Here is a 23,483-nt window from a genome sequence, read left to right on the forward strand (position 1 = left end):
ACGATTCGGATGTCAGTGGTGGGTGTCACCCTGGGGCGCATGAACGAGACGATCAAGGCCCACGGCGACGGAACGGCCCCGGCCGTCGTGGACTGGGACGCGCAGGCGGCCGTCTTCGACGACGAGCCGGATCACGGGCTGCGCGATCCGCTGGTGCGCGCCGCCTGGGCCGAGCGGCTGTGCCGGTGGCTGCCCGGGCGGCCCGCCGGGATCCTCGACCTCGGCTGCGGCACGGGCAGTCTGTCGCTGCTCGCCGCCGAACAGGGACACCGGGTGACCGGCGTCGACCTGTCCGAGGCCATGATCGAACGGGCCCGCGTCAAACTCGCGGGGCGTGACGCGGTGTTCCTGACCGGTGACGCGGCCCGTCCGCCGGTCGGCGAGCGGCGCTTCGACGTCGTCCTCGTCCGCCATGTGCTGTGGGCGCTGCCCGATCCCGCCGACGCGCTGCGGCACTGGCGGAGCCTGCTGCGGCCCTCGGGGCGGCTCGTCCTGGTCGAGGGCGTCTGGGGGACGGTCACGCCCGTCGGCATACCCACGGAGCGGCTCCTCACTCTTCTCACCCCCCTCACGAAGCACATCCGTGTGGAACGCCTGTCCGAGGACGCGCGGCTGTGGGGGAAGGAGGTCGCGGACGAGCGGTACGCGGTGGTGGGGGTGGTGTGAGCGCGCCGACGCGGGCGCAGGGGGCCGCGCCCCCTCGGAGCGCCGCGCTCCTCGGGCGGCGCTCCGCGTCCCGCCGCGCGGCGCCCTCGCGGTGGGACGGGAGCGCGCCGGACGGTCGTTGCCGAACTCGGCGCCCAACAGCTCAGCGGGCCGCGCCCAGTTCACGGACGTAGCGCACCTCCGTCGCGCACCGCTCGTACCCGAGCCACTCGTTGACCGCGAGCATCGGCCCGTTGTCCGTGTCGTTGCCCGTCAGCGCCTCCGTGTACCCGGCGGTCCGGGCGCGGTGCAGCGAGTCGTTCTTGGCGAGCTTGGCCAGACCCCGGCCCCGGTACGCCCGGGCGGTGCCCGTCATCGCCGTGACGTACCGGGTGGCGCCGTCCGTACGGGCCGCGGTGAAGGCGGCGGGCCGCCCGTCGACGACCGCCACCGTGGTCAGGCCGGCGTCGAACAGCGGATGCCGCCAGGTCTCCTCGAGCCACGCCTCGTAGTCGGTCAGCTCGAAGTCCACGTCGCTCGGTTCGTCGGCGCTGGTCTCCGCGTCCAGGGCGAACAGCGGGCGCGGGTCGGCGGCGAAGTCCGATCCCCTGCGCAGCTCCACGCCCGGCGGCGGGTCCTGGAGCGGCGGCAGCGTGCGGACGGCCAGGTCCAGCCGGAAGAAGTGCGCGGAGCGGCTCGCGCGGTAGCCGCGCAGTTCGGCGAAGGCGCGATTGCCCGGCTCGTCGAGCACCCAGGAGTGCAGCCGGCGCCCGCCGTGCGCGGCCAGGTGCTCCTCGGCCGCCCGGACCAGGGCCGTGCCCGCGCCCCGGCGCGTGTGCCCGGGATGCACGTACACGTTGACGTCGCCCTGCCCCGGCTCGGGGCTCTCGTGCGACAGGTGCACCTGCGCCGTGCCGATCACCTCGCCGTCCGCGACGGCTGCGAGCGCGCGGTAACGGGCGTCGGGGTGCGTGTGGGTGAGGGAGTGGACGAGCGACTCGGGTGTGGTCAGGACGTACGGCATCGCGAGGTGCCGTACCCGGGCGAAGGCCTCGAGATCGGCACGCGCGTCGGGGCGCAGTTCACGGACGATCACAGTCATGGGGGCGCACGCTACGGGGCGGTCCGGGCGGGCGCCTCCGGATTTCGGCCGCGTGGGCGACAATCACCCCGTGACCTTGAAGCTCCACATCGACGACGGCACGGCCCCCTACGAGCAGGTGCGGGCGCAGATCTCCGAGCAGGCCCGGTCGGGCGCGCTGCCGGTCGGCTACCGGCTGCCGACCGTGCGCGGCCTGGCCGAGTCGCTCGGGCTCGCGGCGAACACGGTCGCCAAGGCGTACCGGGCGCTGGAGGCGGACGGGGTGATCGAGACGCGGGGCCGCAACGGCACGTTCGTGGCCGCCGCCGGCCCGGCCGCGGACCGGGAGGCGGCGGGGGCCGCGCAGGCCTACGCGGAGCGGGTGCGGCGGCTGGGGCTGACCCAGGACGCGGCGCTCGCCGCCGTCCGCGACGCCCTCCGGGCGGCCTACGGGCAGTGAACCCGGCCCCGCCCTGCCCCGGCCCCACCGCCGCCGGATCCCACCCCCGGCCTCCCCCTCGTCCTTCACCGCGCCCCGGCCGCCGGCGCCGCCCCCCACGGCACCCCGGCGTCCACCGCCCGCACCGCGGCCCGGCCGTCCGGCGCCGCCCCTCACCGCCCCGCGGGCAGCCGGTCCGGTGAGCGCGTGACCGTACGGCCCGCTCTGCGCGCGGCGCCCGCGAAGACGACCGCGTCCTCGACGGCGGCCCCGGTCGGGTCGTTGTTGAAGTAGGCGTACACATCCAGCCCGTCCGGCCAGGCCGTCGCGACGCGGTCCACCCACGTCTCCAGACAGCGGCGGCCGTAGTGCGGCCAGGCGCGGGCGCGGCCCACGTGGAAGCGGACGTAGCCCCAGTCGGCGGTCCGCCACAGGGGCGTCACCGGGCGGCCGTGGGCGTCGGCCCAGCACAGGGCCGCGCCCCGCGCCTCCAGCACCTCGCGCACCCGAGGCGTCCACCAGGAGTCGTGGCGCGGCTCGACGGCGACCCGGGCGCCGGGCGGGAAGCGGCCGAGGCAGTCGTCCAGCAGGACCGGGTCGGCGCGCAGCGTGGGCGGCAGCTGGAGCAGCACCGGTCCGAGCCGGTCGCCCAGGCCCGCCGCGCGCGTCATCAGGCGCCGCACCGGTTCCGCCGGCTCCCGCAGCCGCTTGACGTGGGTGAGGAAGCGGCTCGCCTTGACCGCGACCACGAAGTCCGCCGGGACCCGCTCGCGCCAGGCCTCGAAGGTCTCCCGCTCCGGCAGCCGGTAGAAGGCGTTGTTGACCTCCACCGTGGCGAAGGCGGTCGCGTACTCCTCCAGCCACAGCCGCGTGGGGCGCCCCGGCGGGTACAGCACGCCCCGCCAGTCCTTGTACTGCCAGCCCGACGTCCCGACGAACAGGGTCATACGACCATCACAGCACCGGAGCGCCCTCAGGGCGCGGGACGCGCGCCCCGCCGGCACGCCCGCACCGCGCGCCGCCCCCCGCTACAGGTAGAGCCCCGCGTCGGCCCCCTCGCGTGGTTCCGGGAGGGACGTCGGCGACGTGCCACGGCGCAGCGCGTACAGCTCGGCCAGGGTGGCGCCGTCGCGGCCCACGCCCTCCTCCGCGCCCAGCCAGTCCACCGCCTCCCGCCGGGTCAGCTTCCCCACCTCGATACGGGCCAGACAGCGGCCCGGCCGGACCACGGCCGGGTGCAGCCGCTCCAGGTCCTCGTTGGTGGTCACGCCGACCAGTACGTTGCGGCCCTGGCCGAGCAGGCCGTCGGTGAGGTTCAGCAGCCGGGACAGCGCCTGGCCGGCCGTGTGCTTGGCCTCGCCGCGGATCAGCTCGTCGCAGTCCTCCAGCAGCAGCAGCCGCCAGCGGCCCTTGCCCGCCGCGTCCTCCTCGCCGATCGCGATGTCCATCAGATAGCCGACGTCCCCGAACAGCCGCTCCGGGTCCAGGACGCAGTCCACCTGGCACCAGTCCCGCCAGGAGCGGGCCAGCGTGCGCAGCGCGGAGGTCTTGCCGGTGCCCGGCGGGCCGTGCAGGAGCAGCAGCCGGCCCGCGATGTCCTCGGGCGTCGTCTTCATCAGGCGCTCCATCGCGTCCGCGACCGGCGCCGTGTAGTTCGAGCGCACCTCTTCCCAGGTGCCCGCCGAGATCTGCCGGGTGGTGCGGTAGGGGCCGCGCCGGGGGGAGACGTACCAGAAGCCCATCGTCACGTTCTCCGGCTGCGGCTCGGGCTCGTCGGCCGCGCCGTCGGTGGCCTGGCCGAGGACCTTCTGGGCCAGCTCCGCGCTGGTCGCCGTCACCGTGACGTCGGCGCCCCGGTTCCAGCGGGACACCAGCAGGGTCCAGCCGTCGCCCTCGGCGAGGGTGGCGCTGCGGTCGTCGTCCCGGGCCGCCCGCAGCACCCGGGCGCCGTCCGGCAGCAGCGTGGCGCCGGAGCGGACCCGCTCGATGTTGGCCGCGTGGGAGTACGGCTGCTCGCCCGTCGCGAAGCGGCCGAGGAACAGCGCGTCGACGACGTCGGACGGCGAGTCGGAGTCGTCGACGTTGAGCCGGACCGGCAGAGCGTCGTATGGGTTCGCAGACATGCCGCCATGATCCGGCACCGGACCGCCCCACGCACCCCGTTTGCGGGGCGCGCGCCACGTGTCGGCCGCTTCGTGCCGCCGGGCCCGCGCGGACCTTGCCGGCGAGCCGATGCCCGCCCGCCGTCGTTCTCGACAGCGCGTCAGGGCTGGACGCCGGAGGTGGGGAAGGCGGTGCGGCGGCTCACCCGCCTGCTCGCCGGCGCCGTTGCCGCGCCGGCCCCGGTGGTGGCCCTGGTCGACGCGCTGCCCGGCGGCGCGGGCACCGCGGGCGCCGCACGTGAGGGCGCCGAGGCGTCGGGCGCCACCACGCCCGCCCGGCCGACGAGCGCCCGGGCGGCCGGATCCGGCCCGCGCAGCAGTGCGGCGACGGCGCCGCGAGCGGGAGGAAAGGGTGCCGACGGACCGCGCGGCGGTGAGCCGGACGCGGTCAGGGCCCCGCACAACGGTGACGGCCGTCGCGGCGCCCGCCGCCGAAACGGTCGCGCCGCGGATGTCCGCATGGGCGACTTCGCCCCCGAGGCGCCGGATGCCGGGCTTCGACGTCACGCGGCCGCGCGGAGCCCGTCAAGAGGCGCATGCCACCCGTACGGGTCACCCTTCGCCCCTCCACCCGCCTTCACGCGCCCCGCTGACGGAGTGTCGGACACGCGTACGGGGCGCTGATCTCTGGTTGAGCGGCGAAAAAATTTTGGCATGAACACTTCCAGTCAACGCGCGTAGCTGCTACCACAGTTGACGCAGAGATCCTGCTAAAGGGAGGTTCCATGAGACGCTCCAGAATCGCCGCCCATGTCGGCTCGCTCCTCCTGACCGTCGGTCTCGCTCTCACCGGAGCGGCCTCCGCCCAGGCGTCCCAACAGGCCGCGGCGGGCGGGTACGTGGCCCTCGGCGACTCCTACTCCTCGGGCGTGGGCGCCGGAAGCTACATCAGCTCCAGCGGAAGCTGCGACCGCAGCACGAAGTCCTACCCCTACCTCTGGAACGCCGCCCACTCGCCCGCGTCGTTCTCCTTCACCGCCTGCTCGGGCGCCAAGACCGACGACGTCCTCTCGGGCCAGCTCGGAGCGCTCAACTCCGCCACGTCCCTGGTCTCGATCACCATCGGCGGCAACGACGCCGGGTTCGCCGACGTGATGACGACCTGCGTGACCTCCTCCGACAGCACCTGCGTCTCCCGCATCAACACCGCCCGGGCGTACGTCACCTCGACCCTGCCCGGCAAGCTCGACAACCTCTACTCGGTGATCCGCAGCAAGGCGCCCTCCGCGCGCGTGGTCGTCATCGGCTACCCCCGCTTCTACATGCTCGGCCAGACCTGCCTCGGCCTGTCCGCCACCAAGCGCTCCGCCATCAACGACGCCTCCGACCTCATGAACGCCACCATCGCCAAGGCCGCCGCCGACCACGGCTTCGCCTTCGGTGATGTCCGCACCACGTTCAACGGCCACGAGATCTGCTCCGGCGACTCCTGGCTGCACAGCGTCAACTGGCTCGACATCGGCGAGTCCTACCACCCGACGGCCGCCGGCCAGTCCGGCGGATACCTGCCGGTCCTCACCAACGCCGCCTGATCCGTCCCCGCCGCCCGGCCTTCTGAGGGCGGTTCACGCACCGCGCACGACACGGAGGCCCCGCGCACGCCGGGGTCTCCGTCCCTCTCCTCGCGCCCGACCCGCGTTTTCGCGCCGCCGATCCGTATTCCGTCCCGGGGCGCGAGCGCCGGACGCGCCCGGTGAGAGGGGAGGACGAGTGGAGGCGGACGAACTCCTGCTGCTCGTGGCGGGGGGCGACCACAAGGCGTTCGAGGAGCTGTACGCCCTGGTGTCCGGGCCCGTGTACGGGCTCGTACGCCGCGTGGTGCGCGACCCCGCGCAGTCCGAGGAGGTGGTCCAGGAGGTACTGCTCGAACTGTGGCGCACCGCCCGGCGCTTCGACCCCGGGCGCGGCAGCGCCCTGTCCTGGGCCCTCACCCTCGCCCATCGCCGCGCCGTCGACCGGGTGCGCAGTGCCCGCGCCGCCGGCGAACGCGAGACGCGCGAGGCGGCGCTGGGCGGCGTCCCGGCCTTCGACCAGGTCGCCGAGGAGGTCGAGGCCGGTCTCGAACGCGAAGGGGTGCGGCGCTGCCTGCGCCGCCTCACCGCCCTCCAGCGCCAGTCCGTCACCCTCGCCTACTACGACGGGTACACCTACCGGGAGGTGGCCGAACGGCTCTCCCTGCCCCTGGGCACGGTCAAGACCCGGATGCGCGACGGACTCACCCGGCTGCGCGAGTGCCTGGGAGGCGCCGCATGAGCCTCGCCGACCGCCTCCACCGCCGCGATGACCCGCACTCCCTCGCCGCGCCCTACGCCCTCGACGCCCTGGAGGCGGCCGAACGGATCCGCTTCGAGCGGCACGTGGCCGCCTGCCCGCCCTGCGCCGCCGAGGTGCGCGCACTGTCCGAGGACGCGGCGCGGCTGGCCTGCTCCGCCGCCGCCCCCGCGCCCCCGGCACTGCGCGACCGGGTGCTGGCCGCCGTACGCGACACCCCGCAGGACCCCGCGCCCGCCGGGCCGGACGGCGGCGCCGGGCCCGGCCCCGCCCGCGGGCGCGCCTCCCGGCCGCGCCGGCACGTCCGGGGCGACCGGCCGCCGCCCGCGCGTCCGCGGACGGCCCGTCCGCGCCCGCTGTTCGTCCCGTTCGCCGCGACGACCGCCGCCGCGGCCCTCGTCGTCGCCGCCCTCTTCGCCGTCCGGGCCGGCCGGACCCAGGACGAACTGGACGCCCAGCGGGACCGGGCACGTGAGATCGCCCACGTTCTCGCCGCCCCCGACGCCCGGGCCGCCGTCGGCCGGGACGCGCGGGGCCGCGGTATCGGAGTGATCGCTTCCGCCGGCGAGGGGCGCGCGGTGATCACCCTGCGCGGGTACCCGGCTGCGCCCCGTGGCAGGGTGCGCCAGCTCTGGGTCACGCGCCCCGGCGCACAACCGCGATCACTCGGGCTCCTCACGGGCGAAACGCCCCTCGTCGCCTCCGGACTCGCCAACTCGGCGGCATCACTGGCCGTAACCGTGGAACCCGAGGGAGGATCAGCCCGGCCCAGCAACCTGCCGATTGTCCAACTCGCCTTGAAATCGGTCGGATTCGGAGAGTAGTCGTCAACACCCTTACGGGGAAGGTGAATCCTGTGACCGTGATACACGCATGCCCCGGCGGGGAGATAGGGTTACTCTGCCCGGGCCGGGTGGACTCGTACGGGTGGGGAGTGACATGGAGCAGATAACAGTGCGCAGCAGGGCGAGGGTCCCTGCGATCACCTGTGGCAGCAGCGCGACCAGCTCGCGTCTCGACCGCCATCTCGCGGTACTGGGCGGCCCCGCCGTCCCGCAGCGCGAGGCGGCGGAGGCGACCCTGCTGATGCGCGAGCTGACCGCGCGTGACACCGCGCACGACCGCACGGGCAGGGGCGCACGGGTGAGCCGGGTGTCGCTGTTCGCGCCCCTGCGCCGGCTGCGCCGCTCGCTGTTCGGCGGTCGCTGACCGCCACCGGCGCGTTCCGGAGACGCCATCGGCGTCCCCGGAGCGGCCCGTCAGGGCCCGCGCTCAGGCCACCACCCCGTCCCGGCGCAACGCTGCGATCTCGTCGTCCGGCATCCCCACGGCTCGCAGCAGCGCCTCGGTGTGCTGACCGAGCGCGGGCACGTCCCCCATCGGCGCCTCGGCCCCGCCCGGCAGCGTGACCGGCGGCAGCAGCGCCCGCAGCGGTCCGGCCGGCGTCCCTACCTCCCGCCACCGCTCCCGGGCCGCCAGCTGCGGATGACCGGCCACCTCGTGCACGTCCCGCATCCGCGCGCAGGCGATCCCCGCCGCCTCCAGGCGCGCCTGTGCCTCGTCGGCGTCCAGCGCGCCCAGCGCCTCGGCCACCAGCTCGTCCGTGCGCTTCCGGTTCGCCACCCGCGCCGCGTTCGTCGCGAACGCCGCGTCCTCGCCCAACTCCGGCTTTTCCAGCACGTGTTCGGCGAGCCTGCGCCACTCCCGGTCGTTCTGCACCGACAGCAGCACCCGCCCGCCGTCCGCCGTGCCGTACGCGTCGTAGGGCGCGATGACGGCGTGCGCCAGGCCCGTGCGCGCCGGGGCGGCGCCCCCGTGCATCGCGTGGTGCAGCGGATGCCCCATCCACTCGGCCAGCGCCTCCAGCATCGACACCTCCACCGGCCCGCCCCGCCCGGTCGTGCCGCGCCGCACCAGGGCGGCCAGCACCCCGGAGAAGGCGTACATGGCCGCCGCGATGTCCGCCGCCGGGATCCCCGCCTTCACCGGCTGTCCGGGCGTCCCGGTCACCGACACCAGCCCCGCCTCGCACTGCACGAGCATGTCGTACGCCCGCTTGTCCGCGTACGGGCCGAAGGAGCCGTAGCCGGAGATGTCGACGGCGATCAGCCGCGGGTGCGCGGCGCACAGCGTCGCCGCGTCCAGTCCCAGCCGGGCGGCGGCGCCCTGGGCGAGGTTCTGCACGAACACGTCCGCCTCCGCGACCAGCCGCCGTACGACGGCCAGGCCCCGCGGGTCCTTCAGGTCCAGAGCCATCGACTCCTTGCCGCGGTTGCACCACACGAAGTGGGAGGCGAGGCCGCCGGCGGCGGTGTCGTAGCCGCGTACGAAGTCGCCGCCGTCGATCCGCTCGACCTTGACGACCCGCGCGCCGAGATCGGCGAGCTGCCGGGTCGCGAAGGGGGCCGAGACGGCCTGCTCGACGGCGACGACGGTGATGCCCTCCAGGGGCAGGGGAAGCTGGTCCATGCGCTGGATCATGACCCGGGCCCGGCGCCCTTGTCAGCAGCGGGTCCGGGAGCTTGCCGCGCCACCGCCGCCTCGGGGCCCCGCGGCGGCGTGCGGCCCGGCACCGGCCGGACGGCCTCGCGCCGCGCCGCCGGGGCGCGCGGCCGGGCCGCGCCGCCGGGCGGGGACGCCCTCAGATGAGGGCGAACTGTCCCTCCGGCCCCTCCTCCTGGTGGTCGAGGACGGTGGCCGGCCGGCGCGCGGCGCGCGGGACCGGCAGGACGCCAGCCGCCCGCAGCTCCGCGGCGCCGATCGCGTGGGCGTCCTCGGCCGCGTCCCGGCCGGGTCCCGGCTCGGCGAGCAGGGCGAGGACCGTGATCAGCTCCAGCAGCTCGGAGGTCCACGCCTGCGGCCACGCCGCCGGACGGATCGCCGCGAGGCCCTCCGCCTCGACGGGCCCGGTGCGGGCCGCGAACCACTGCTCCAGGACCCGGCCCGAGCCGGTCGCGAAGTCCCAGGCCGCCCGCGGCACCGGCGAGATGCGGCCCTCGTCCAGGTACAGGGTCTCCTCCTCGCCGTCGTAGCGCAGGGCGAGCGGCCGGGGCGGCAGGGGTGCGCGGACGTACGGGCGCCGGCCGCCGGGCAGTTTGGGGCGCTCGCCGTCACGGCGCATCAGCCACAGCGTGCGGCGGCCCGCCGCCACACCGGCCGCCCAGCGCACGGGGTCCCCGGTGAGCGGCACCACGAGGCCGTCCGGTCCCGGCCGCACGGCCGTCAGCGTCCAGGCGAGCACGTCCACCGGGTCGGGGGCATGGCCCAGGCGGACGGCCAGGTGTTCCAGCAGACCGGGCGCGAGATTGGGCTCCCCGGCCCCGGGACGGCGGTACAGGGGACGGATCCGGGCCGGGCTCAGCAGGGGCGGCAGCGACGTCGCCAGCAGGAGCGGCTGCCCGAAGTCCGGGGCGGCGGGCGTCTGAACCGCGAAGATCTGCCGGGCGTCCGCAACCCGCCACAGCTCGGGGCGGGCCGCGTCGATCAGCCGGTGGTCGGGGATCAGCCACTGCTCGTCGAAGGGGGCCGCCAGCACCCGCACCGGCTCCGGGCACGGCCCCGAGGCCCGGATCAGTTTCTCCGTGCCGCCGGACCCGCCCGGCAGGCGTGCCACCGCCGTGTGCGCCGTACGCGCGCGCGTCGGCTCGAACAGGGCCTCGCGCTCCGGGCCGCCGGCCCGCAGCAGAGCATCCCAACGGGCCCGCAGACAGGCGGCGTCGGGGGCCGTCGGCCACCGGCGCCCCAGTCGCGGCGGTGCGACGGACCACGGCATGAGGTCCGCCAGCGGCGGAGCGTCGTCGTCGTACGGCACGCCCGGCATCGTACGACTTGCGCGGCGCGGGCGGGGCGGGGACCGTCGTCAGGTGGCGTCGAGGGTGACCGTGAAGGAGAAGCGGTCCCCCCGGTAGTGGATGACCACCACGTCCAGCGGGCGGCCCGCCGTGTCGTAGGTGACGCCCGTGTAGTGCAGGATCGGGCTGAGCAGCGGGACCTGGAGCAGCCGCGCCGTCTCCGGATCGGCGAGCCGTGCCTCGACGGTGTCCGTGATCCGGCTGATGTCCGCCCCCACCACGTCCCGCAGCACCTTGGTCATCGGCCAGCGCACCAGATCGTCCGGTGATATCTGCCCGGCCAGCTCCGGACGGACGTAGTTGCGGGCGTGGTTGGTCGGCTCGCCCGTCTTCTCGTCGCCGCGCAGCCGGTGGTACGTCGCCACCTCGCCGAGATCCGGGAAGAACTCGGCGACTTCGGCGGGCACCGGCGCCGTGCCGTGCTCCAGCAGCTCGGTCGTCATGCCGGACTGCTGGGCCACGATCGCGTCCACCGAGCCCAGCAGCCGCACCGGCGCGCCGCGCCGGGCCCCGGGCTCGATGAACGTGCCGCGCCGCCGGTGCCGGGTGATCAGCCCCTCGTCCTCCAGTTCCTTGAGCGCCTGCCGCATGGTCAGCACGCTCACCCCGTAGTGCCCCGCCAACTGCTCCTCGGTGGGCAGGCGCAGCGGGTCCAGGGACGAGCGGCCGAGGATCGAGGCGCGCAGCGACTGCGACACCTGGTACCACAGCGGCAGCTTGCGGTTCAGGACGATCGAGTCCGGGGCGAAGGAGGTCACGGGCCATCCGTACCGGTAGGGGCCGATCAGTGCAAGGGGCGGAAGTTGCGTTCGAGGCCCTGCCAGACGTCGTCGTAGCCCTGCTGGAGGTGGTCCGCGCGGGCCGCGTGCGGCGTCAGCGTCACCGGCCAGCGGGTCTCGAACATGAACGCCAGTCCGTCGTCGATCCTCTGCGGCCTCAGCTCCGCCGCGCTCGCCCGGTCGAAGGTCTCCCGGTCCGGCCCGTGCGCCGACATCATGTTGTGCAGCGAGCCGCCGCCCGGCACGAAGCCCTCCGCCTTAGCGTCGTAGGCGCCCTCGATCAGGCCCATGTACTCGCTCATCACGTTCCGGTGGAAGTACGGCGGCCGGAAGGTGTCCTCGCCCACCAGCCAGCGTGGCGCGAACACCACGAAGTCCACGCCCGCCAGGCCCGGGGTGTCCGAGGGCGAGGTCAGCACCGTGAAGATCGACGGGTCCGGGTGGTCGTAGGAGATGGTCCCGATGACGTTGAAGCGGCGCAGGTCGTAGACGTAGGGCACGTAGTTGCCGTGCCAGGCGACGACGTCGAGCGGCGAGTGGTCGTAGGTGGCGGTCCACAGGTTGCCGCAGAACTTGTTCACGACCTCCACGGGACCCTCGACGTCCTCGTACGCGGCGACGGGCGCGCGGAAGTCCCGGGCGTTGGCGAGGCCGTTGGCGCCGATGGGGCCGAGGTCGGGGAGGCGGAACGCGGCGCCGTAGTTCTCGCACACGTATCCGCGCGCCGTCGCGTCGAGGAGCTCGACCCTGAAGCGCACCCCGCGCGGGATCAGCGCCACCTCGCCCGGCTCGGCGCGCAGCAGCCCGAACTCCGTGTGCAGCAGCAGCCCGCCCTGCTCGGGGACGATCAGCAGCTCGCCGTCCGCGTCGCTGAAGACGCGCTCCATGGAGGAATCGGCGTGATAGAGGTGCACCGCCATGCCGGTGCGCTGGGTGGCGTCGCCGTTGCCGCCGAGGGTCCACAGGCCCGCCACGAAGTCCGTCCCGGGCTCCGGATGCGGCAGCGGGTTCCAGCGCAGCCGGTTGGGGTCGGGCACGGCCTGGGTGAACGGCGCGGTGCGCAGCGCGCCGTTGCCCGTGCGGACGAAGCGCGGGTGCGCTGCCGAGGGGCGCACGCGGTACAGCCACGAGCGGCGGTTGTGCGCCCTCGGCTCGGTGAACGCCGTCCCGCTGAGCTGCTCCGCGTACAGCCCGAGGGGGGCGCGCTGCGGTGAGTTGCGGCCCTCGGGCAGTGCGCCAGGAACCGCCTGCGAGCCGTGCTCGTTGCCGAAACCGGAGAGGTAGGCCAGCGCCTCGGCCCTCTTGCGTGCGTCCCCGCTCATGATCGCTCCCTTGCCACCTGATTCCTATGGGACACCGTAGGATTGCGTTTTCCCGGGCGCAAGAGGGCCTGGGGCGTCCGTCGCGGGGAGGGGCGGGAACCAGACTTCAGGGGGATCCGGGAAGTCGGACCGTTGTTCTAGTCTCCGCACATGACGTCGTGGACGCGCGGACCTCTCGCCGCGCTCGCGGTCTGCGTCCTGCTGTCCGTCGGGCCGGTGGGCTGCGGCGCGGGCGGTGCGCGGGGCAGCACGGAGGGGAATTCGCCCACACCCGTGGGCAAAGTCATCGATCACACCGACGAGGAGGGACGGCCCTACCGTGAGGTGGCTCAGGAGGAGGCGCCCGAGGTCGGCGTCGAGGTGCGGCCCGACGCCGACGGCAGCTGGGACGTGCGGCTGACCGTCCGGCGCTTCCGCTTCTCGCCCGCCGGCACGGCCGCGCGGGCGACGGCCGGCCGCGGCCTCGCCCACCTGCTGGTGGACGGCCGGCTCATCGGCCGCCTGCACGCCGCCGACTACCGCCTGTCCGCCGGGCTCGTCCCCCGTGGCACCCACCACGTCACCGCCCGGCTCTACGCCGACGACGACACGGTGTGGGCGGTGGCGGGCCGGCCGGTGCAGAGCACGGCGGACATCACCGCCTCGCCCTCGAGCCCGGACCCGGAGGGCGCGGCGGACGTCACCGCCTCGCCGTCGAGCCCGGACCCGCAGGGCGTTGCGGACGTCACCGCCTCGCCGTCGGGCGCGGCCCCGGCGCGGTGCGGCCCGGGCCCGTCGGGGGCCGGCGGCACGGGGCGCGGTTCTCCCGGTTGCCGCGGGGATGCATCATGATGCGCGTGCACCATGCGACCTCGCTCCGCCGTGCCCCCGTGCAGCGGCGCAGCGCCGAACGGCTGACCAGGATCCTCGACGCCTGCGCCGACCTCCTCGACGAGGTCGGCTACGACGCCCTGAGCACGCGCGCCGTCGCCCAGCGCGCGGGTGTGCCCATCGGCTCCGTGTACCGGTTCTTCGGCAACAAGCGGGCGATGGCCGACGCGCTCGCCCAGCGCAACTTCGAGCGCTACACCGAGCGGGTCCTGGAGCGTCTGGAGAAGACGGCCGGGGAGCCGGCGACCGGCGAGGGGGCCGACGCGCCCGCGGCCGGCGGCTGGCGCGTCGCCGTGGACGCCGTGCTCGACGAGTACCTGGCGATGAAGCGCACCGCCCCCGGCTTCTCCCTCGTCGACTTCGGCAACCAGGTCCCCCTCGGCGCCCGGCGCGCCGAGCCGAACCACCGCGTGGCCCGCCGCCTCACCCAGCTCCTCTCCGGCCACCTGCAGCGGGAACCGGACGACGACCTGCGCCGCGTCTTCCTGGTGGCCGTCGAGACCGCCGACACCCTCGTCCAACTGGCCTTCCGTGTCGACCCCGAGGGTGACGAGAGGATCATCGAGGAGACGCGGGAGCTGCTGCGGGCGTATCTGGGGCGCGTGCTGGACTGAGCGCGGGCCCCGCGCACGGCACGGGACGCGCGGACCGGGCGGGCCGCGCAGACCAAGTGGGCCGCGCACATCGCCCGCACCGCGCACACCGCAGGCACCGGGCACACCGCAGGCACCGCCGCGCGCCCCGCGCCTCCGCCGTGCGCGCCGCGCGAGCCCCGTGCGGACCCCCGTCGCTGCGCCGGACGGGCGACATCGGGCGGCGCGTCGGCGGGGCTGCCGTGGCGCGGGGTGTGGGTGTGAAAGAGAGTCAGGTGAAAGAGCGATTTGTATGAAAATCGTCTGACTCGGAGGAACGCGCATGCCCACCCTGACGATCCCACGGTCCTTCGGCTCCCGCGTCGGCGCCGCCGCGGCCCTGACGGCCCTCACCGCGGCGAGCGCCGCATGGCTGGCCGCGCCGGACGCCATGGCCCAGGGAGAGGCCGGCGACATCAAGATCCACCGGGCGGGCGTGCCCTTCGGCGTCTCGAAGGACGACCCCGCCGTCTGCCGCTTCTACCTCGACGCCGTCAACTTCGATGTCCTGCCGACCATCGGCTACACCATCCAGGCCCAGCCCCCGCTGCCGACCAGGGCCACCGTCACCGGCACCATCCCGCTCGCCAACGGCGCCGGCCACACCGACCCGCTGATGCTGTCCGACGGCCAGTACAAGCTCATCTGGACCGTGGCGGGCATCTCCAAGGAGAAGCTGTTCCGCATCGACTGCCATGACGAGGAGCGGCAGGAGGGCGCCCAGGGCCCCGGCCGGCAGATCGACGACCAGCAGCGCGGCGACGGCGACCAGGCGCGCGACGACAACGGGTCGCGCGGCGGCGCGCCGGCGGGCCGGGACGGGCAGGGCCCCAAGGGCGGCGTGCACGCGGGCGGTGGCGGTCTGGTCGCCGCCGCCGCCTTCTCCCCGGTCGCCGGGGCGGCGGCCGTCGGCCTGGTCGTGGTGAGCGGGGTCGCGTACTTCCGGCTGATGCGCCGGCGTCCCCATGGTGCCGCGTAGGCGCCGACGCAGGCCCTGGTACCGGACCCGCGCCTACCGCCTGGTCAGGACCGGCGTGCTCGCGGCCGTTCTGGTGACGGCGGGGGTCCGGTGCGGAGGGCACCACGAGCTCGTCGCGCCGCACCGGGCCGCCGGACCGGCCAGGGCCGGCGCCGACGGCACGGACGACGAAGGCGCGGACGGCGGCCGGGACGGCGCGCAGTCCCCCTCTGCCGGCGGTTCGGCGCCCTCCACGCCGCCGCCCGCACCGCTGCCGCCGTCCAGGGCGACGACCCTGCGCATCCCCTCCCTGGGCATCGACGCGCCGGTCGTCGGCGTCGGCCTCGACGCCCACCGGCAGCTGGGGACGCCACCGGTCGACAAGCCGAGACTGGTCGGCTGGTACGAGGGCGGTCCCACCCCGGGCGAATCCGGCACCGCCGTCGCCGTCGGGCACCGCGACACCACGACCGGCGCCGCCGTGTTCGCCGCGCTCGGTCAGGTGGAGCCGGGCCGCGCCGTCGAGGTCCGGCGCGCGGACGGCCGTACCGCCGTCTACACCGTGGACAAGGTGCGGGTCTTCGACAAGGACCGCTTCCCCGACAAGGAGGTGTACGGCCCCGCCCGCCGCCCCGAGCTGCACGTCATCACCTGCGGCGGCCTCTACACCCGGCGCACCGGATACTCCAGCAACGTCGTGGTCTTCGCCCATCTGACGTCGACGAAGTGAGCGGCGGCGGCAGACCCGGGACGAGCGGCGGCGGCAGGCCCGGGACGAGCGGCGGCGGCAGGCCCGGGACGAGCGGCGGCGGCAGAACCGGGGCCAGGGCGTGTCGCGCAGGTCCCGCCCGCCGCCGCGCGGCCCGCCTCCGGGCGGACGACCTCGCGACACGCCCTGACGGTTGCCCCGAACCGCCGCCCCGCCTCTGAACCGAGGCGTCCGCTTTCTCAACTGGCGGACGTCCGCGCCCGATCGCGTCCGGTGTCTTCCCCGGGCGCGCACAGTCCGTTAACTTCCGTGACTCACAAGCCCCGTACGACCCGCACGAGGCGTCCGACGCGCGGAGCCCTGCGCTCTGGTGAGTCCCCGAAGGCATGCTTCATGACACGCGCCATCTCTCTGCACGACGTGAGCAAGACCTACGGCAGCAAGGGCACCCGGGTGGTGGACCGGCTGTCGCTCGACATCGCACCGGGCGAGTTCCTCGTCCTGCTCGGACCCTCCGGCTGCGGCAAGTCCACCGTCCTGCGGATGATCGCGGGACTGGAGGAGATCACCGAGGGGCGGCTGCTGCTCGACGGCGAGCACGCCAACGACCTGCCGCCCGCCGGACGCGACATGGCGATGGTCTTCCAGAACTTCGCCCTCTACCCGAACATGACCAGCCGCGACAACATCGGCTTCCCGCTGCGCATCGAGTCGCCCGGCACGGACCACGGCGCACGCGTCGGCGCCACCGCCCGGATGCTCGGCATCGAGGACCTGCTCGACCGCTTCCCCGGGCAGCTCTCCGGCGGCGAACGCCAGCGGGTGGCCATGGGCCGCGCGATCGCCCGCCACCCCTCCGCCTTCCTCATGGACGAGCCGCTGTCCAACCTCGACGCCAAGCTCCGCAACCACCTGCGCGCCGAGATAGCCCGGCTGACCAGGGAGCTGGGGGTCACCACCGTCTACGTCACCCACGACCAGTCCGAGGCCATGTCGCTGGGCGACCGGGTCGCCGTACTGCGCGGCGGCGTCCTCCAACAGGTCGACACCCCGCGCGCCGTGTACGCGCTGCCCCGCAACGTCTTCGTCGCCGCCTTCGTCGGCACCCCGCGCATCAACCTGCTGCGCGGCCTCGTGCGCGCCCCGCTCGGCGGCGCCATGACCATCAGCCTCGGCAAGCAGTTCCTGCGGCTGCCCGAACCGCTCACCCTGGACCACCAGCTGCTGCGCGTGCAGCAGGGCCGGGAGGTCATCGTGGGCCTGCGCTCGGAGGCCGTACGGATCGCCGAGCCCCGCGCCGCCCGGCCCGGCGAGGTGCCGCTCACCGGACTGGTGGAGCACCTGGAGTTCCAGGGCCACGAGGTCCTCGTGCACTTCGACACCGGCTCCAGCCCCGCCGTCGTCCCCGAACTGGAGGCCCCGCGCCCCGCCCGCCGTCCGGCCCGCAGGCGGCGCAGGGACGGCACGGTCCTGGAACGGCTGCGGGAGCGGGCCGGCGCGCTGCGCGCGGGTTCCGTGGGGGTGCTCGACCGGCCCGCCGAGGCCGGCGAGGACCGGCCGGACCTCGCCGCGGCCTCCGAGCCGCGCCTGCCCGGCGACCTGGTCGTGCGCACCACCCCCGACATCCGGCTCCGCCAGGGCATGCAGGTGCCGCTGCTCGTGGATCTCGCGCACCTGTTCGTGTTCGACCAGAACGGGGAGCGGATCTGCCCGGCCCCGGACCACCTGCCGGACCTGGAGGAGTGACCCGGCGGACACTTCCCCGCCGTCCCTGGCGCCACAAAACTATCGGCGCTAGTTTATGGGGCTGTCGGTAGGTTGTGACGCGGACGACGCGACCGCGGCCCGAGGAACGCGACCGCGGTCCGAGGACGCGGACGACGCCGCCCCGCCCCGGAGGAGCACCATGAAGGCACACGACGGCATGTACATCGACGGCGCCTGGCGGCCCGCCGCGGGCCGGGACGTCATCGAGGTGGTGAACCCGGCCGACGAGCGGGTCATCGCCACCGTCCCCGCGGGCACCGCCGAGGACGTGGACGCGGCGGTGCGCGCCGCCCGCGCCGCCCTCCCCGGCTGGGCCGCCACGCCGCCCGCCGAACGGGCCGCCCGGCTGGCCGCCCTGCGGGACGTGCTCGCGGCCCGCAAGGACGAGATCGCCGAGACCGTCACCGCCGAACTCGGCTCGCCCCTGCCCTTCTCCCAGGCGGTCCACGCGAGCGTGCCGATCGCGGTCGCCGGCTCCTACGCCGACCTCGCGGCGACGTACGCCTTCGAGGAGAAGGTCGGCAACTCCACCGTCCTCCACGAGCCGGTCGGCGTGGTCGGCGCGATCACCCCCTGGAACTACCCCCTGCACCAGATCGTCGCCAAGGCCGCCCCCGCGCTGGCCGCCGGCTGCACGGTCGTCCTCAAGCCCGCCGAGGACACCCCGCTCACCGCCCAGCTGTTCGCCGAGGCGGCCGACGAGGCCGGGGTGCCGGCCGGCGTCCTCAACCTGGTCACCGGGCTCGGCCCGGTCGCCGGCCAGGCCCTCGCCGAGCACCCGGACGTCGACCTGGTCTCCTTCACCGGCTCCACGGCCGTCGGCAGGCAGATCGGCGCGACGGCCGGCGCCGCCGTCAAGCGGGTCGCCCTGGAACTGGGCGGCAAGTCCGCCAACGTGATCCTCCCGAGCGCCGACCTCGCCAAGGCGGTGAACGTCGGCGTGGCCAACGTCATGTCCAACTCCGGCCAGACGTGCAGCGCCTGGACCCGCATGCTGGTCCACCGCGACCGGTACGACGAGGCGGTCGAGCTGGCGGCGGCCGCCGCCGCCAAGTACGGCGACCGCATCGGCCCGCTGGTCAACGCCAAGCAGCACGAGCGTGTGCGCGGCTACATCGGCAAGGGCGTGGCCGAGGGCGCGCGGCTGGTCGCCGGCGGGGCGGAATCCCCGCGCGAGCGCGGCTACTTCGTCAGCCCCACAGTCTTCGCCGACGTCACGCCCACGATGACCATCGCCCAGGAGGAGATCTTCGGCCCGGTCCTGTCGATCCTGCGCTACGACGACGAGGACGACGCCGTGCGCATCGCCAACGGCACGGTCTACGGCCTGGCCGGCGCGGTCTGGGCGGGCGACGAGGCCGAGGCGGTCGCCTTCGCCCGCCGGATGGACACCGGCCAGGTCGACATCAACGGCGGCCGGTTCAACCCGCTCGCCCCCTTCGGGGGCTACAAGCAGTCCGGCGTCGGCCGGGAACTCGGCCGGCACGGACTCGCCGAATACCTCCAGACCAAGTCCCTCCAGTTCTAAGGGAGTTCCGAGACATGGCCGTACGTGCCGCCGTCCTGCCCGCCATCGGCGCCCCGCTGGAGATCACCGGGATCGAGCTGCCGGAACCCGGGCCCGGCCAGGTCCGGGTGCGGCTGGCCGCCGCCGGGGTCTGCCACTCCGACCTGTCGCTGACCAACGGCACCATGCGGGTCCCGGTGCCCGCCGTCCTCGGCCACGAGGGCGCCGGCACCGTGCTCGCCGTCGGCGAGGGCGTCGCCCATGTCGCGCCCGGCGACCGCGTCGTCCTCAACTGGGCCCCGTCCTGCGGGAGCTGCCACGCCTGCTCGCTCGGCGAGGTGTGGCTGTGCGCCAACGCGCTGAACGGCGCCGCCGGCGTCCACGCCCGCACCACCGACGGCACCGAACTGCACCCCGGGCTGAACGTGGCCGCCTTCGCCGAGGAGACGGTCGTCGCCGCCTCCTGCGTCCTGCCGCTGCCCGAGGGCGTCCCGCTGACCGACGCCGCCCTGCTGGGCTGCGCGGTCCTCACCGGATACGGCGCGATCCACCACTCGGCGAAGGTCCAGCCGGGGGAGACGGTGGCGGTCTTCGGCGTCGGCGGAGTCGGCCTCGCCACCCTGCAGGCGGCGCGCATCGCGGGCGCCGCGCGGATCATCGCCGTGGACGTCTCCCCGCACAAGGAGGAACTGGCGCGCGCGGCGGGCGCCACGGACTACGTCGTCGCCTCCGAGGACACGCCCCGCGAGATCCGCGCGCTCACCGGGAAGCAGGGCGTCGACGTCTCCGTGGAGTGCGTGGGCCGCGCGGTCACCATCCGCGCCGCCTGGGAGTCCACCCGCCGGGGCGGCCGTACGACGGTCGTCGGCATCGGCGGCAAGGAGGAGCGGGTCACCTTCAACGCCCTGGAGATCTTCCACTGGGGCCGCACCCTGACCGGCTGCGTCTACGGCGACTCCGACCCGGCCAGGGACCTCCCGGTCCTCGCGGGCCACGTCCGCGCCGGCCGCCTCGACCTGGGCGCCCTGGTGACCGAGCGCATCGCCCTCGACGGCATCCCCGCGGCTTTCGAGAACATGACCGCCGGCAAGGGAGGCCGGGCCCTGGTCGTCTTCTGACCCCGCCGACGGCACGCCCCCGGCCTTCGGACGCCCGAGTCAGGGTCACCGCGCGGCGCCCCGGTTCTCCGAGCCGGCGAGCCACGGGCGCCTCGGCACCCCGACGACCCGCGGCGCCCGGCCGCCCGCGGGTGGCCGGCCGCCGTGGGGGACCATCGCCCGAGCCCCGGCCCTCGGTCCCGGACCCGCCCCGGCCACGCTCCTCAGGACGCGTGCTCGCGCCGCCGGCGGGCCGTCGGCGCGGCCGGCTCCGTCCCCCGTCGCCGCGGCCGGGAACGCGACACCGCCACGCCCGCCGGCAGCCGCGGCGGCATCGCGTCGCCCGGCAGCCGGGCCCCGAGCGGCGCGATGTGCCGCGTGCGGACTACGCCCCCCGCCCGACCTGCTCGTACTGCTGCGCCAGGCCGTCCAGCAGCGCGGACAGTCCCGCCTCGAAGGCCCGCTCGTCGATCTTCTCCTGCTGGTCGGCCAGCAGATGCGCCTGCCCGAGGTGCGGGTAGTCGGCGGGGTCGTAGGCGCTGGCGTCGTCCACGAAGCCGCCGGCGAAGGAGCCGAGCGCCGAGCCCATGATGAAGTAGCGCATCAGCGCGCCGATGGAGGTCGCCTGGGCCGGCGGCCACCCGGCGTCGACCATCGCGCCGTAGACGGCGTCGGCCAGCCGCAGCGCGGCGGGGCGGCGTCCGGGGCCGCGGGCGAGGACGGGGACGATGTTCGGATGGTCGCGCAGGGCGGCCCGGTAGGAGACGGCCCAGTCGTGCAGCGCGGTCCGCCACTCCCGCCCGTCCTCGAACATCGACAGGTCGACCTGCGCGCTCACCGAGTCCGCGACCGCCTCCAGGATCTCGTCCTTGGTGCGGAAGTGGTTGTAGAGCGAGGGCCCGCTCACCCCGAGTTCGGCGGCGAGCCGCCGGGTGGAGACGGCCGCCAGGCCTTCCGCGTCCACGAGGTCCCGCGCCGTCGTGACGATGCGGTCGGTGCTGAGGAGGGGCTTGCGCGGTCGGGCCATGGCGCACATAGTAGGGCTGCGACATAAAACTAGCAGTGATAATTTAAATGTACGGCTTTCAAGATCTGTCATCTGTGGGGTGATCCGTCATGAACCTCGGACTCAGCGAGGAGCAGACCGCGGTGCGGCAGCTCGCCCGGGACTTCGTCGAGCGGGAGATCACCCCCGACGTCGTCGCCTGGGACCGCGCCGAGGAGGTCGACCGGGCGATCGTGAAGAAGCTCGGCGAGGTCGGCTTCCTCGGCCTCACCGTCGACGAGGAGTACGGCGGCTCCGGCGGCGACCACCTCGCCTACTGCCTGGTCACCGAGGAGCTCGGCCGCGGCGACTCCTCCGTGCGCGGCATCGTCTCCGTCTCCCTCGGCCTGGTCGCCAAGACCATCGCCGCCTGGGGCGACGAGGAGCAGAAGCGGCGCTGGCTGCCGGGCCTGACCTCCGGCGAGTACGTCGGCTGCTTCGGCCTGACCGAACCCGGCACCGGCTCCGACGCGGGCAACCTCGCCACCCGGGCGGTGCGCGACGGCGACGACTACGTGATCAACGGCGCCAAGATGTTCATCACCAACGGCACCTGGGCCGACGTCGTCCTGCTCTTCGCCCGCTCCACCGACGCCCCCGGCCACAAGGGCGTCTCCGCCTTCCTCGTCCCCACCGACACCCCGGGCCTGAGCCGCCGCACCATCCACGGCAAGCTGGGCCTGCGCGGCCAGGCCACCGCCGAACTGGTCCTGGAGGACGTGCGCGTGCCGGCCTCCGCGATGCTCGCCCCGGAGGGCAAGGGCTTCTCCGTCGCGATGTCCGCGCTGGCCAAGGGCCGGATGTCGGTGGCGGCCGGCTGCGTGGGCATAGCCCAGGCCGCGCTGGACGCCGCGGTCCGCTACGCCGGCGAGCGCGAGCAGTTCGGCAAGCCCATCGCCCGGCACCAGCTCGTGCAGGAGCTGATCAGCGACATCGCCGTCGACGTGGACGCCGCCCGGCTGCTGACCTGGCGGGTCGCCGACCTCATCGACCGCGGCCTGCCCTTCACGGTCGAGTCCTCCAAGGCCAAGCTGTTCGCCTCCGAGGCCGCCGTGCGCGCCGCCAACAACGCGCTCCAGGTCTTCGGCGGCTACGGCTACATCGACGAGTACCCGGCGGGCAAGCTGCTGCGCGACGCCCGCGTCATGACCCTCTACGAGGGCACCAGCCAGATCCAGAAGCTGGTCATCGGCCGGGCGCTGACGGGGGTCTCCGCCTTCTGAGCCCGGTGCGCCCGGGCTTATGAGTACCCGGACTGAGTACCGCGGCGGATGTGGTGGGGGCCGCCTTCGCCGATGCTTCCGGCATGAGTGACACACCGGTCAAGCAGCAGAACACGGCCGCCTTCTACGGCCAGGCCGTCGCCTCCTTCGCCGTCGCCCTCGCGGCCACCGCCGTCGGCATCTTCCGCCTCGACACCGACGCCTGGGTGCGGGCCTTCCTGGCGGTCGCCGTGCTGTACCTGGTCACCTCCGCCTTCACGCTCGCCAAGGTGATCAGGGACCGCCAGGAGGCCGGACAGATCGTCAGCCGGGTCGACCAGGCCCGGCTGGAGAAGCTGCTCGCCGAGCACGACCCCTTCGAGAAGCTGTGAAGCGGTCCCGGCGCTCCCGCTCCGCCGACTAAGCGACCGCTCAGCTTCGGCGGTATGGTGGTGCCCAGGACGCAGAGAGGGGCTTGTGAGCGATGAGTACGGCGGAGGAGACGGGCGGCGACGCGCAGCCGTGGGGCGAGGTCACCCCGGACGCGGCCCGGCGGCTGCTCGTGGCGGCCGTGGAGGCCTTCGCCGAGCGGGGCTACCACGCGACGACGACCCGCGACATCGCGGGCCGCGCCGGCATGAGCCCGGCCGCGCTCTACATCCACTACAAGACCAAGGAAGAGCTGCTCCACCGCATCAGCCGGATCGGCCACGAGAAGGCCCTGGACATCCTGCGCACGGCGGCCGGGCGCGAGGGCTCCGCCGCCGACCGGCTCGCCGACGCCGTCAGCTCCTTCGTCCGCTGGCACGCCGGCGGACGCACCACCGCGCGCGTCGTGCAGTACGAGCTGGACTCGCTCGGCCCCGACGCCCGCGCCGAGATCCTCGCGCTGCGCCGCCGGGTCGACGCCGAGGTGCGCGGGATCATCGAGGAGGGCGTGGCCACGGGGGAGTTCGACGTGCCGGACGTGCGCGGCACCACGCTCGCCGTGCTCTCGCTCTGCATCGACGTGGCCCGCTGGTTCAACGTCGACGGGCCCCGCACCCCGGAGGAGGTCGGCGCGCTCTACGCCGACCTCGTCCTGCGGATGGTCGGCGCCGAACGCGCCGGCGCCTCGAAGGGCTGACACCGCGGCGCGGAGGCGGT

The 23,483-nt window shown here is 74.7% G+C and carries 24 protein-coding genes; 16 read left to right on the top strand and 8 right to left on the bottom strand.

The window, feature by feature from the left end:
* Positions 1-39: 39 nt before the first annotated feature.
* Entirely contained in the window at positions 40-666 is a 627-nt protein-coding gene (locus ACH5A8_RS21080) for a class I SAM-dependent methyltransferase (RefSeq protein WP_399004082.1), read from the top strand.
* A gap of 142 nt (positions 667-808) precedes the next feature.
* Here the strand turns inward: ACH5A8_RS21080 and ACH5A8_RS21085 are convergent, their stop codons facing one another.
* The gene (locus ACH5A8_RS21085) at positions 809-1,747 is read right to left on the bottom strand and encodes a GNAT family N-acetyltransferase (RefSeq protein WP_399004084.1); all 939 of its coding nucleotides are present in this window, start codon (positions 1,745-1,747) and stop codon (positions 809-811) included.
* A 70-nt stretch (positions 1,748-1,817) separates the two neighbouring features.
* Here ACH5A8_RS21085 and ACH5A8_RS21090 point away from each other — a divergent pair, with 70 nt between their 5' ends.
* Positions 1,818-2,186 carry a GntR family transcriptional regulator gene (locus ACH5A8_RS21090; RefSeq protein ID WP_399004086.1) on the top strand — a complete coding sequence of 123 codons (369 nt, stop codon included), beginning with the start codon at positions 1,818-1,820 and terminating at the stop codon, positions 2,184-2,186.
* A 152-nt stretch (positions 2,187-2,338) separates the two neighbouring features.
* On the opposite strand, the gene ACH5A8_RS21095 is transcribed toward ACH5A8_RS21090, so the two are convergent.
* Both ACH5A8_RS21095 and ACH5A8_RS21100 read right to left on the bottom strand, forming a co-directional pair.
* Positions 2,339-3,112 (bottom strand): DUF72 domain-containing protein, encoded by a 774-nt coding sequence (locus ACH5A8_RS21095; protein WP_399004088.1) that lies wholly within the window; start codon positions 3,110-3,112, stop codon positions 2,339-2,341.
* 81 nt (positions 3,113-3,193) lie between these two features.
* Complete coding sequence (locus ACH5A8_RS21100) at positions 3,194-4,288, bottom strand: DUF5925 domain-containing protein (protein ID WP_399004090.1); 1,095 nt, start codon at positions 4,286-4,288, stop codon at positions 3,194-3,196.
* A 764-nt stretch (positions 4,289-5,052) separates the two neighbouring features.
* On the opposite strand from ACH5A8_RS21100, the gene ACH5A8_RS21105 reads away from it, so the two are divergent.
* The 4 genes from ACH5A8_RS21105 to ACH5A8_RS21120 all read left to right on the top strand — a co-directional run bounded on the left by ACH5A8_RS21105 (position 5,053) and on the right by ACH5A8_RS21120 (position 7,807).
* A complete protein-coding gene (locus ACH5A8_RS21105; RefSeq protein WP_399004092.1) occupies positions 5,053-5,859 on the top strand; it encodes an SGNH/GDSL hydrolase family protein in 807 nt (268 codons plus the stop codon).
* 178 nt (positions 5,860-6,037) lie between these two features.
* A complete protein-coding gene (locus ACH5A8_RS21110) occupies positions 6,038-6,580 on the top strand; it encodes a sigma-70 family RNA polymerase sigma factor (RefSeq protein ID WP_399004094.1) in 543 nt (180 codons plus the stop codon).
* Complete coding sequence (locus ACH5A8_RS21115; protein ID WP_399004096.1) at positions 6,577-7,422, top strand: anti-sigma factor domain-containing protein; 846 nt, start codon at positions 6,577-6,579, stop codon at positions 7,420-7,422. The genes ACH5A8_RS21110 and ACH5A8_RS21115 overlap by 4 nt, the downstream gene beginning before the upstream one ends.
* 115 nt (positions 7,423-7,537) lie before the next feature.
* Positions 7,538-7,807 carry a hypothetical protein gene (locus ACH5A8_RS21120; RefSeq protein WP_009187810.1) on the top strand — a complete coding sequence of 90 codons (270 nt, stop codon included), beginning with the start codon at positions 7,538-7,540 and terminating at the stop codon, positions 7,805-7,807.
* Positions 7,808-7,870: 63 nt separating this feature from the next.
* Here ACH5A8_RS21120 and ACH5A8_RS21125 read toward each other — a convergent pair whose 3' ends face one another.
* The 4 genes from ACH5A8_RS21125 to hmgA form a co-directional block, all read right to left on the bottom strand.
* Positions 7,871-9,067 (bottom strand): CaiB/BaiF CoA transferase family protein, encoded by a 1,197-nt coding sequence (locus ACH5A8_RS21125; protein WP_399004098.1) that lies wholly within the window; start codon positions 9,065-9,067, stop codon positions 7,871-7,873.
* 172 nt (positions 9,068-9,239) lie between these two features.
* Positions 9,240-10,418, bottom strand: coding sequence for a type ISP restriction/modification enzyme (locus ACH5A8_RS21130; protein WP_399004100.1), 1,179 nt, complete (start codon positions 10,416-10,418; stop codon positions 9,240-9,242).
* A gap of 39 nt (positions 10,419-10,457) precedes the next feature.
* The gene (locus tag ACH5A8_RS21135) at positions 10,458-11,207 is read right to left on the bottom strand and encodes a GntR family transcriptional regulator (RefSeq protein WP_399004102.1); all 750 of its coding nucleotides are present in this window, start codon (positions 11,205-11,207) and stop codon (positions 10,458-10,460) included.
* Between the two features lie 26 nt (positions 11,208-11,233).
* The gene (gene hmgA, locus ACH5A8_RS21140; protein ID WP_399004104.1) at positions 11,234-12,550 is read right to left on the bottom strand and encodes a homogentisate 1,2-dioxygenase; all 1,317 of its coding nucleotides are present in this window, start codon (positions 12,548-12,550) and stop codon (positions 11,234-11,236) included.
* 150 nt (positions 12,551-12,700) lie between these two features.
* On the opposite strand from hmgA, the gene ACH5A8_RS21145 reads away from it, so the two are divergent.
* From ACH5A8_RS21145 to ACH5A8_RS21175, 7 genes are all read left to right on the top strand, one after another.
* Positions 12,701-13,381, top strand: a complete 681-nt coding sequence (locus tag ACH5A8_RS21145; RefSeq protein ID WP_399004105.1) for a hypothetical protein — start codon at positions 12,701-12,703, stop codon at positions 13,379-13,381.
* Entirely contained in the window at positions 13,378-14,034 is a 657-nt protein-coding gene (locus ACH5A8_RS21150) for a TetR family transcriptional regulator (RefSeq protein WP_399004107.1), read from the top strand. The genes ACH5A8_RS21145 and ACH5A8_RS21150 overlap by 4 nt, the downstream gene beginning before the upstream one ends.
* A 301-nt stretch (positions 14,035-14,335) precedes the next feature.
* The gene (locus ACH5A8_RS21155) at positions 14,336-15,031 is read left to right on the top strand and encodes a hypothetical protein (protein WP_399004109.1); all 696 of its coding nucleotides are present in this window, start codon (positions 14,336-14,338) and stop codon (positions 15,029-15,031) included.
* A complete protein-coding gene (locus ACH5A8_RS21160) occupies positions 15,018-15,740 on the top strand; it encodes a class F sortase (protein WP_399004111.1) in 723 nt (240 codons plus the stop codon). The genes ACH5A8_RS21155 and ACH5A8_RS21160 overlap by 14 nt, the downstream gene beginning before the upstream one ends.
* A 372-nt stretch (positions 15,741-16,112) precedes the next feature.
* Complete coding sequence (locus ACH5A8_RS21165) at positions 16,113-17,465, top strand: ABC transporter ATP-binding protein (RefSeq protein WP_399004113.1); 1,353 nt, start codon at positions 16,113-16,115, stop codon at positions 17,463-17,465.
* A gap of 160 nt (positions 17,466-17,625) precedes the next feature.
* Positions 17,626-19,014 (top strand): aldehyde dehydrogenase family protein, encoded by a 1,389-nt coding sequence (locus ACH5A8_RS21170; protein WP_399004115.1) that lies wholly within the window; start codon positions 17,626-17,628, stop codon positions 19,012-19,014.
* A 14-nt stretch (positions 19,015-19,028) separates the two neighbouring features.
* Positions 19,029-20,111 (top strand): zinc-binding dehydrogenase, encoded by a 1,083-nt coding sequence (locus tag ACH5A8_RS21175; RefSeq protein WP_399004117.1) that lies wholly within the window; start codon positions 19,029-19,031, stop codon positions 20,109-20,111.
* Positions 20,112-20,475: 364 nt separating this feature from the next.
* Here the strand turns inward: ACH5A8_RS21175 and ACH5A8_RS21180 are convergent, their stop codons facing one another.
* Entirely contained in the window at positions 20,476-21,117 is a 642-nt protein-coding gene (locus tag ACH5A8_RS21180) for a TetR/AcrR family transcriptional regulator (RefSeq protein ID WP_399004119.1), read from the bottom strand.
* Between the two features lie 89 nt (positions 21,118-21,206).
* Between ACH5A8_RS21180 and ACH5A8_RS21185 the strand changes: the two genes are divergently transcribed.
* The 3 genes from ACH5A8_RS21185 to ACH5A8_RS21195 all read left to right on the top strand — a co-directional run bounded on the left by ACH5A8_RS21185 (position 21,207) and on the right by ACH5A8_RS21195 (position 23,463).
* Positions 21,207-22,358 carry an acyl-CoA dehydrogenase family protein gene (locus ACH5A8_RS21185; protein ID WP_399004121.1) on the top strand — a complete coding sequence of 384 codons (1,152 nt, stop codon included), beginning with the start codon at positions 21,207-21,209 and terminating at the stop codon, positions 22,356-22,358.
* Between the two features lie 83 nt (positions 22,359-22,441).
* Positions 22,442-22,729, top strand: a complete 288-nt coding sequence (locus ACH5A8_RS21190; RefSeq protein WP_399004123.1) for a YiaA/YiaB family inner membrane protein — start codon at positions 22,442-22,444, stop codon at positions 22,727-22,729.
* A 92-nt stretch (positions 22,730-22,821) separates the two neighbouring features.
* On the top strand, positions 22,822-23,463 hold the full coding sequence (locus ACH5A8_RS21195) for a TetR/AcrR family transcriptional regulator (protein WP_399004125.1): 642 nt from the start codon (positions 22,822-22,824) through the stop codon (positions 23,461-23,463).
* Positions 23,464-23,483: the final 20 nt, after the last annotated feature.

The sequence above is a fragment of the Streptomyces sp. NPDC018610 genome (assembly GCF_044391765.1).
Lineage (GTDB): Bacteria > Actinomycetota > Actinomycetes > Streptomycetales > Streptomycetaceae > Streptomyces.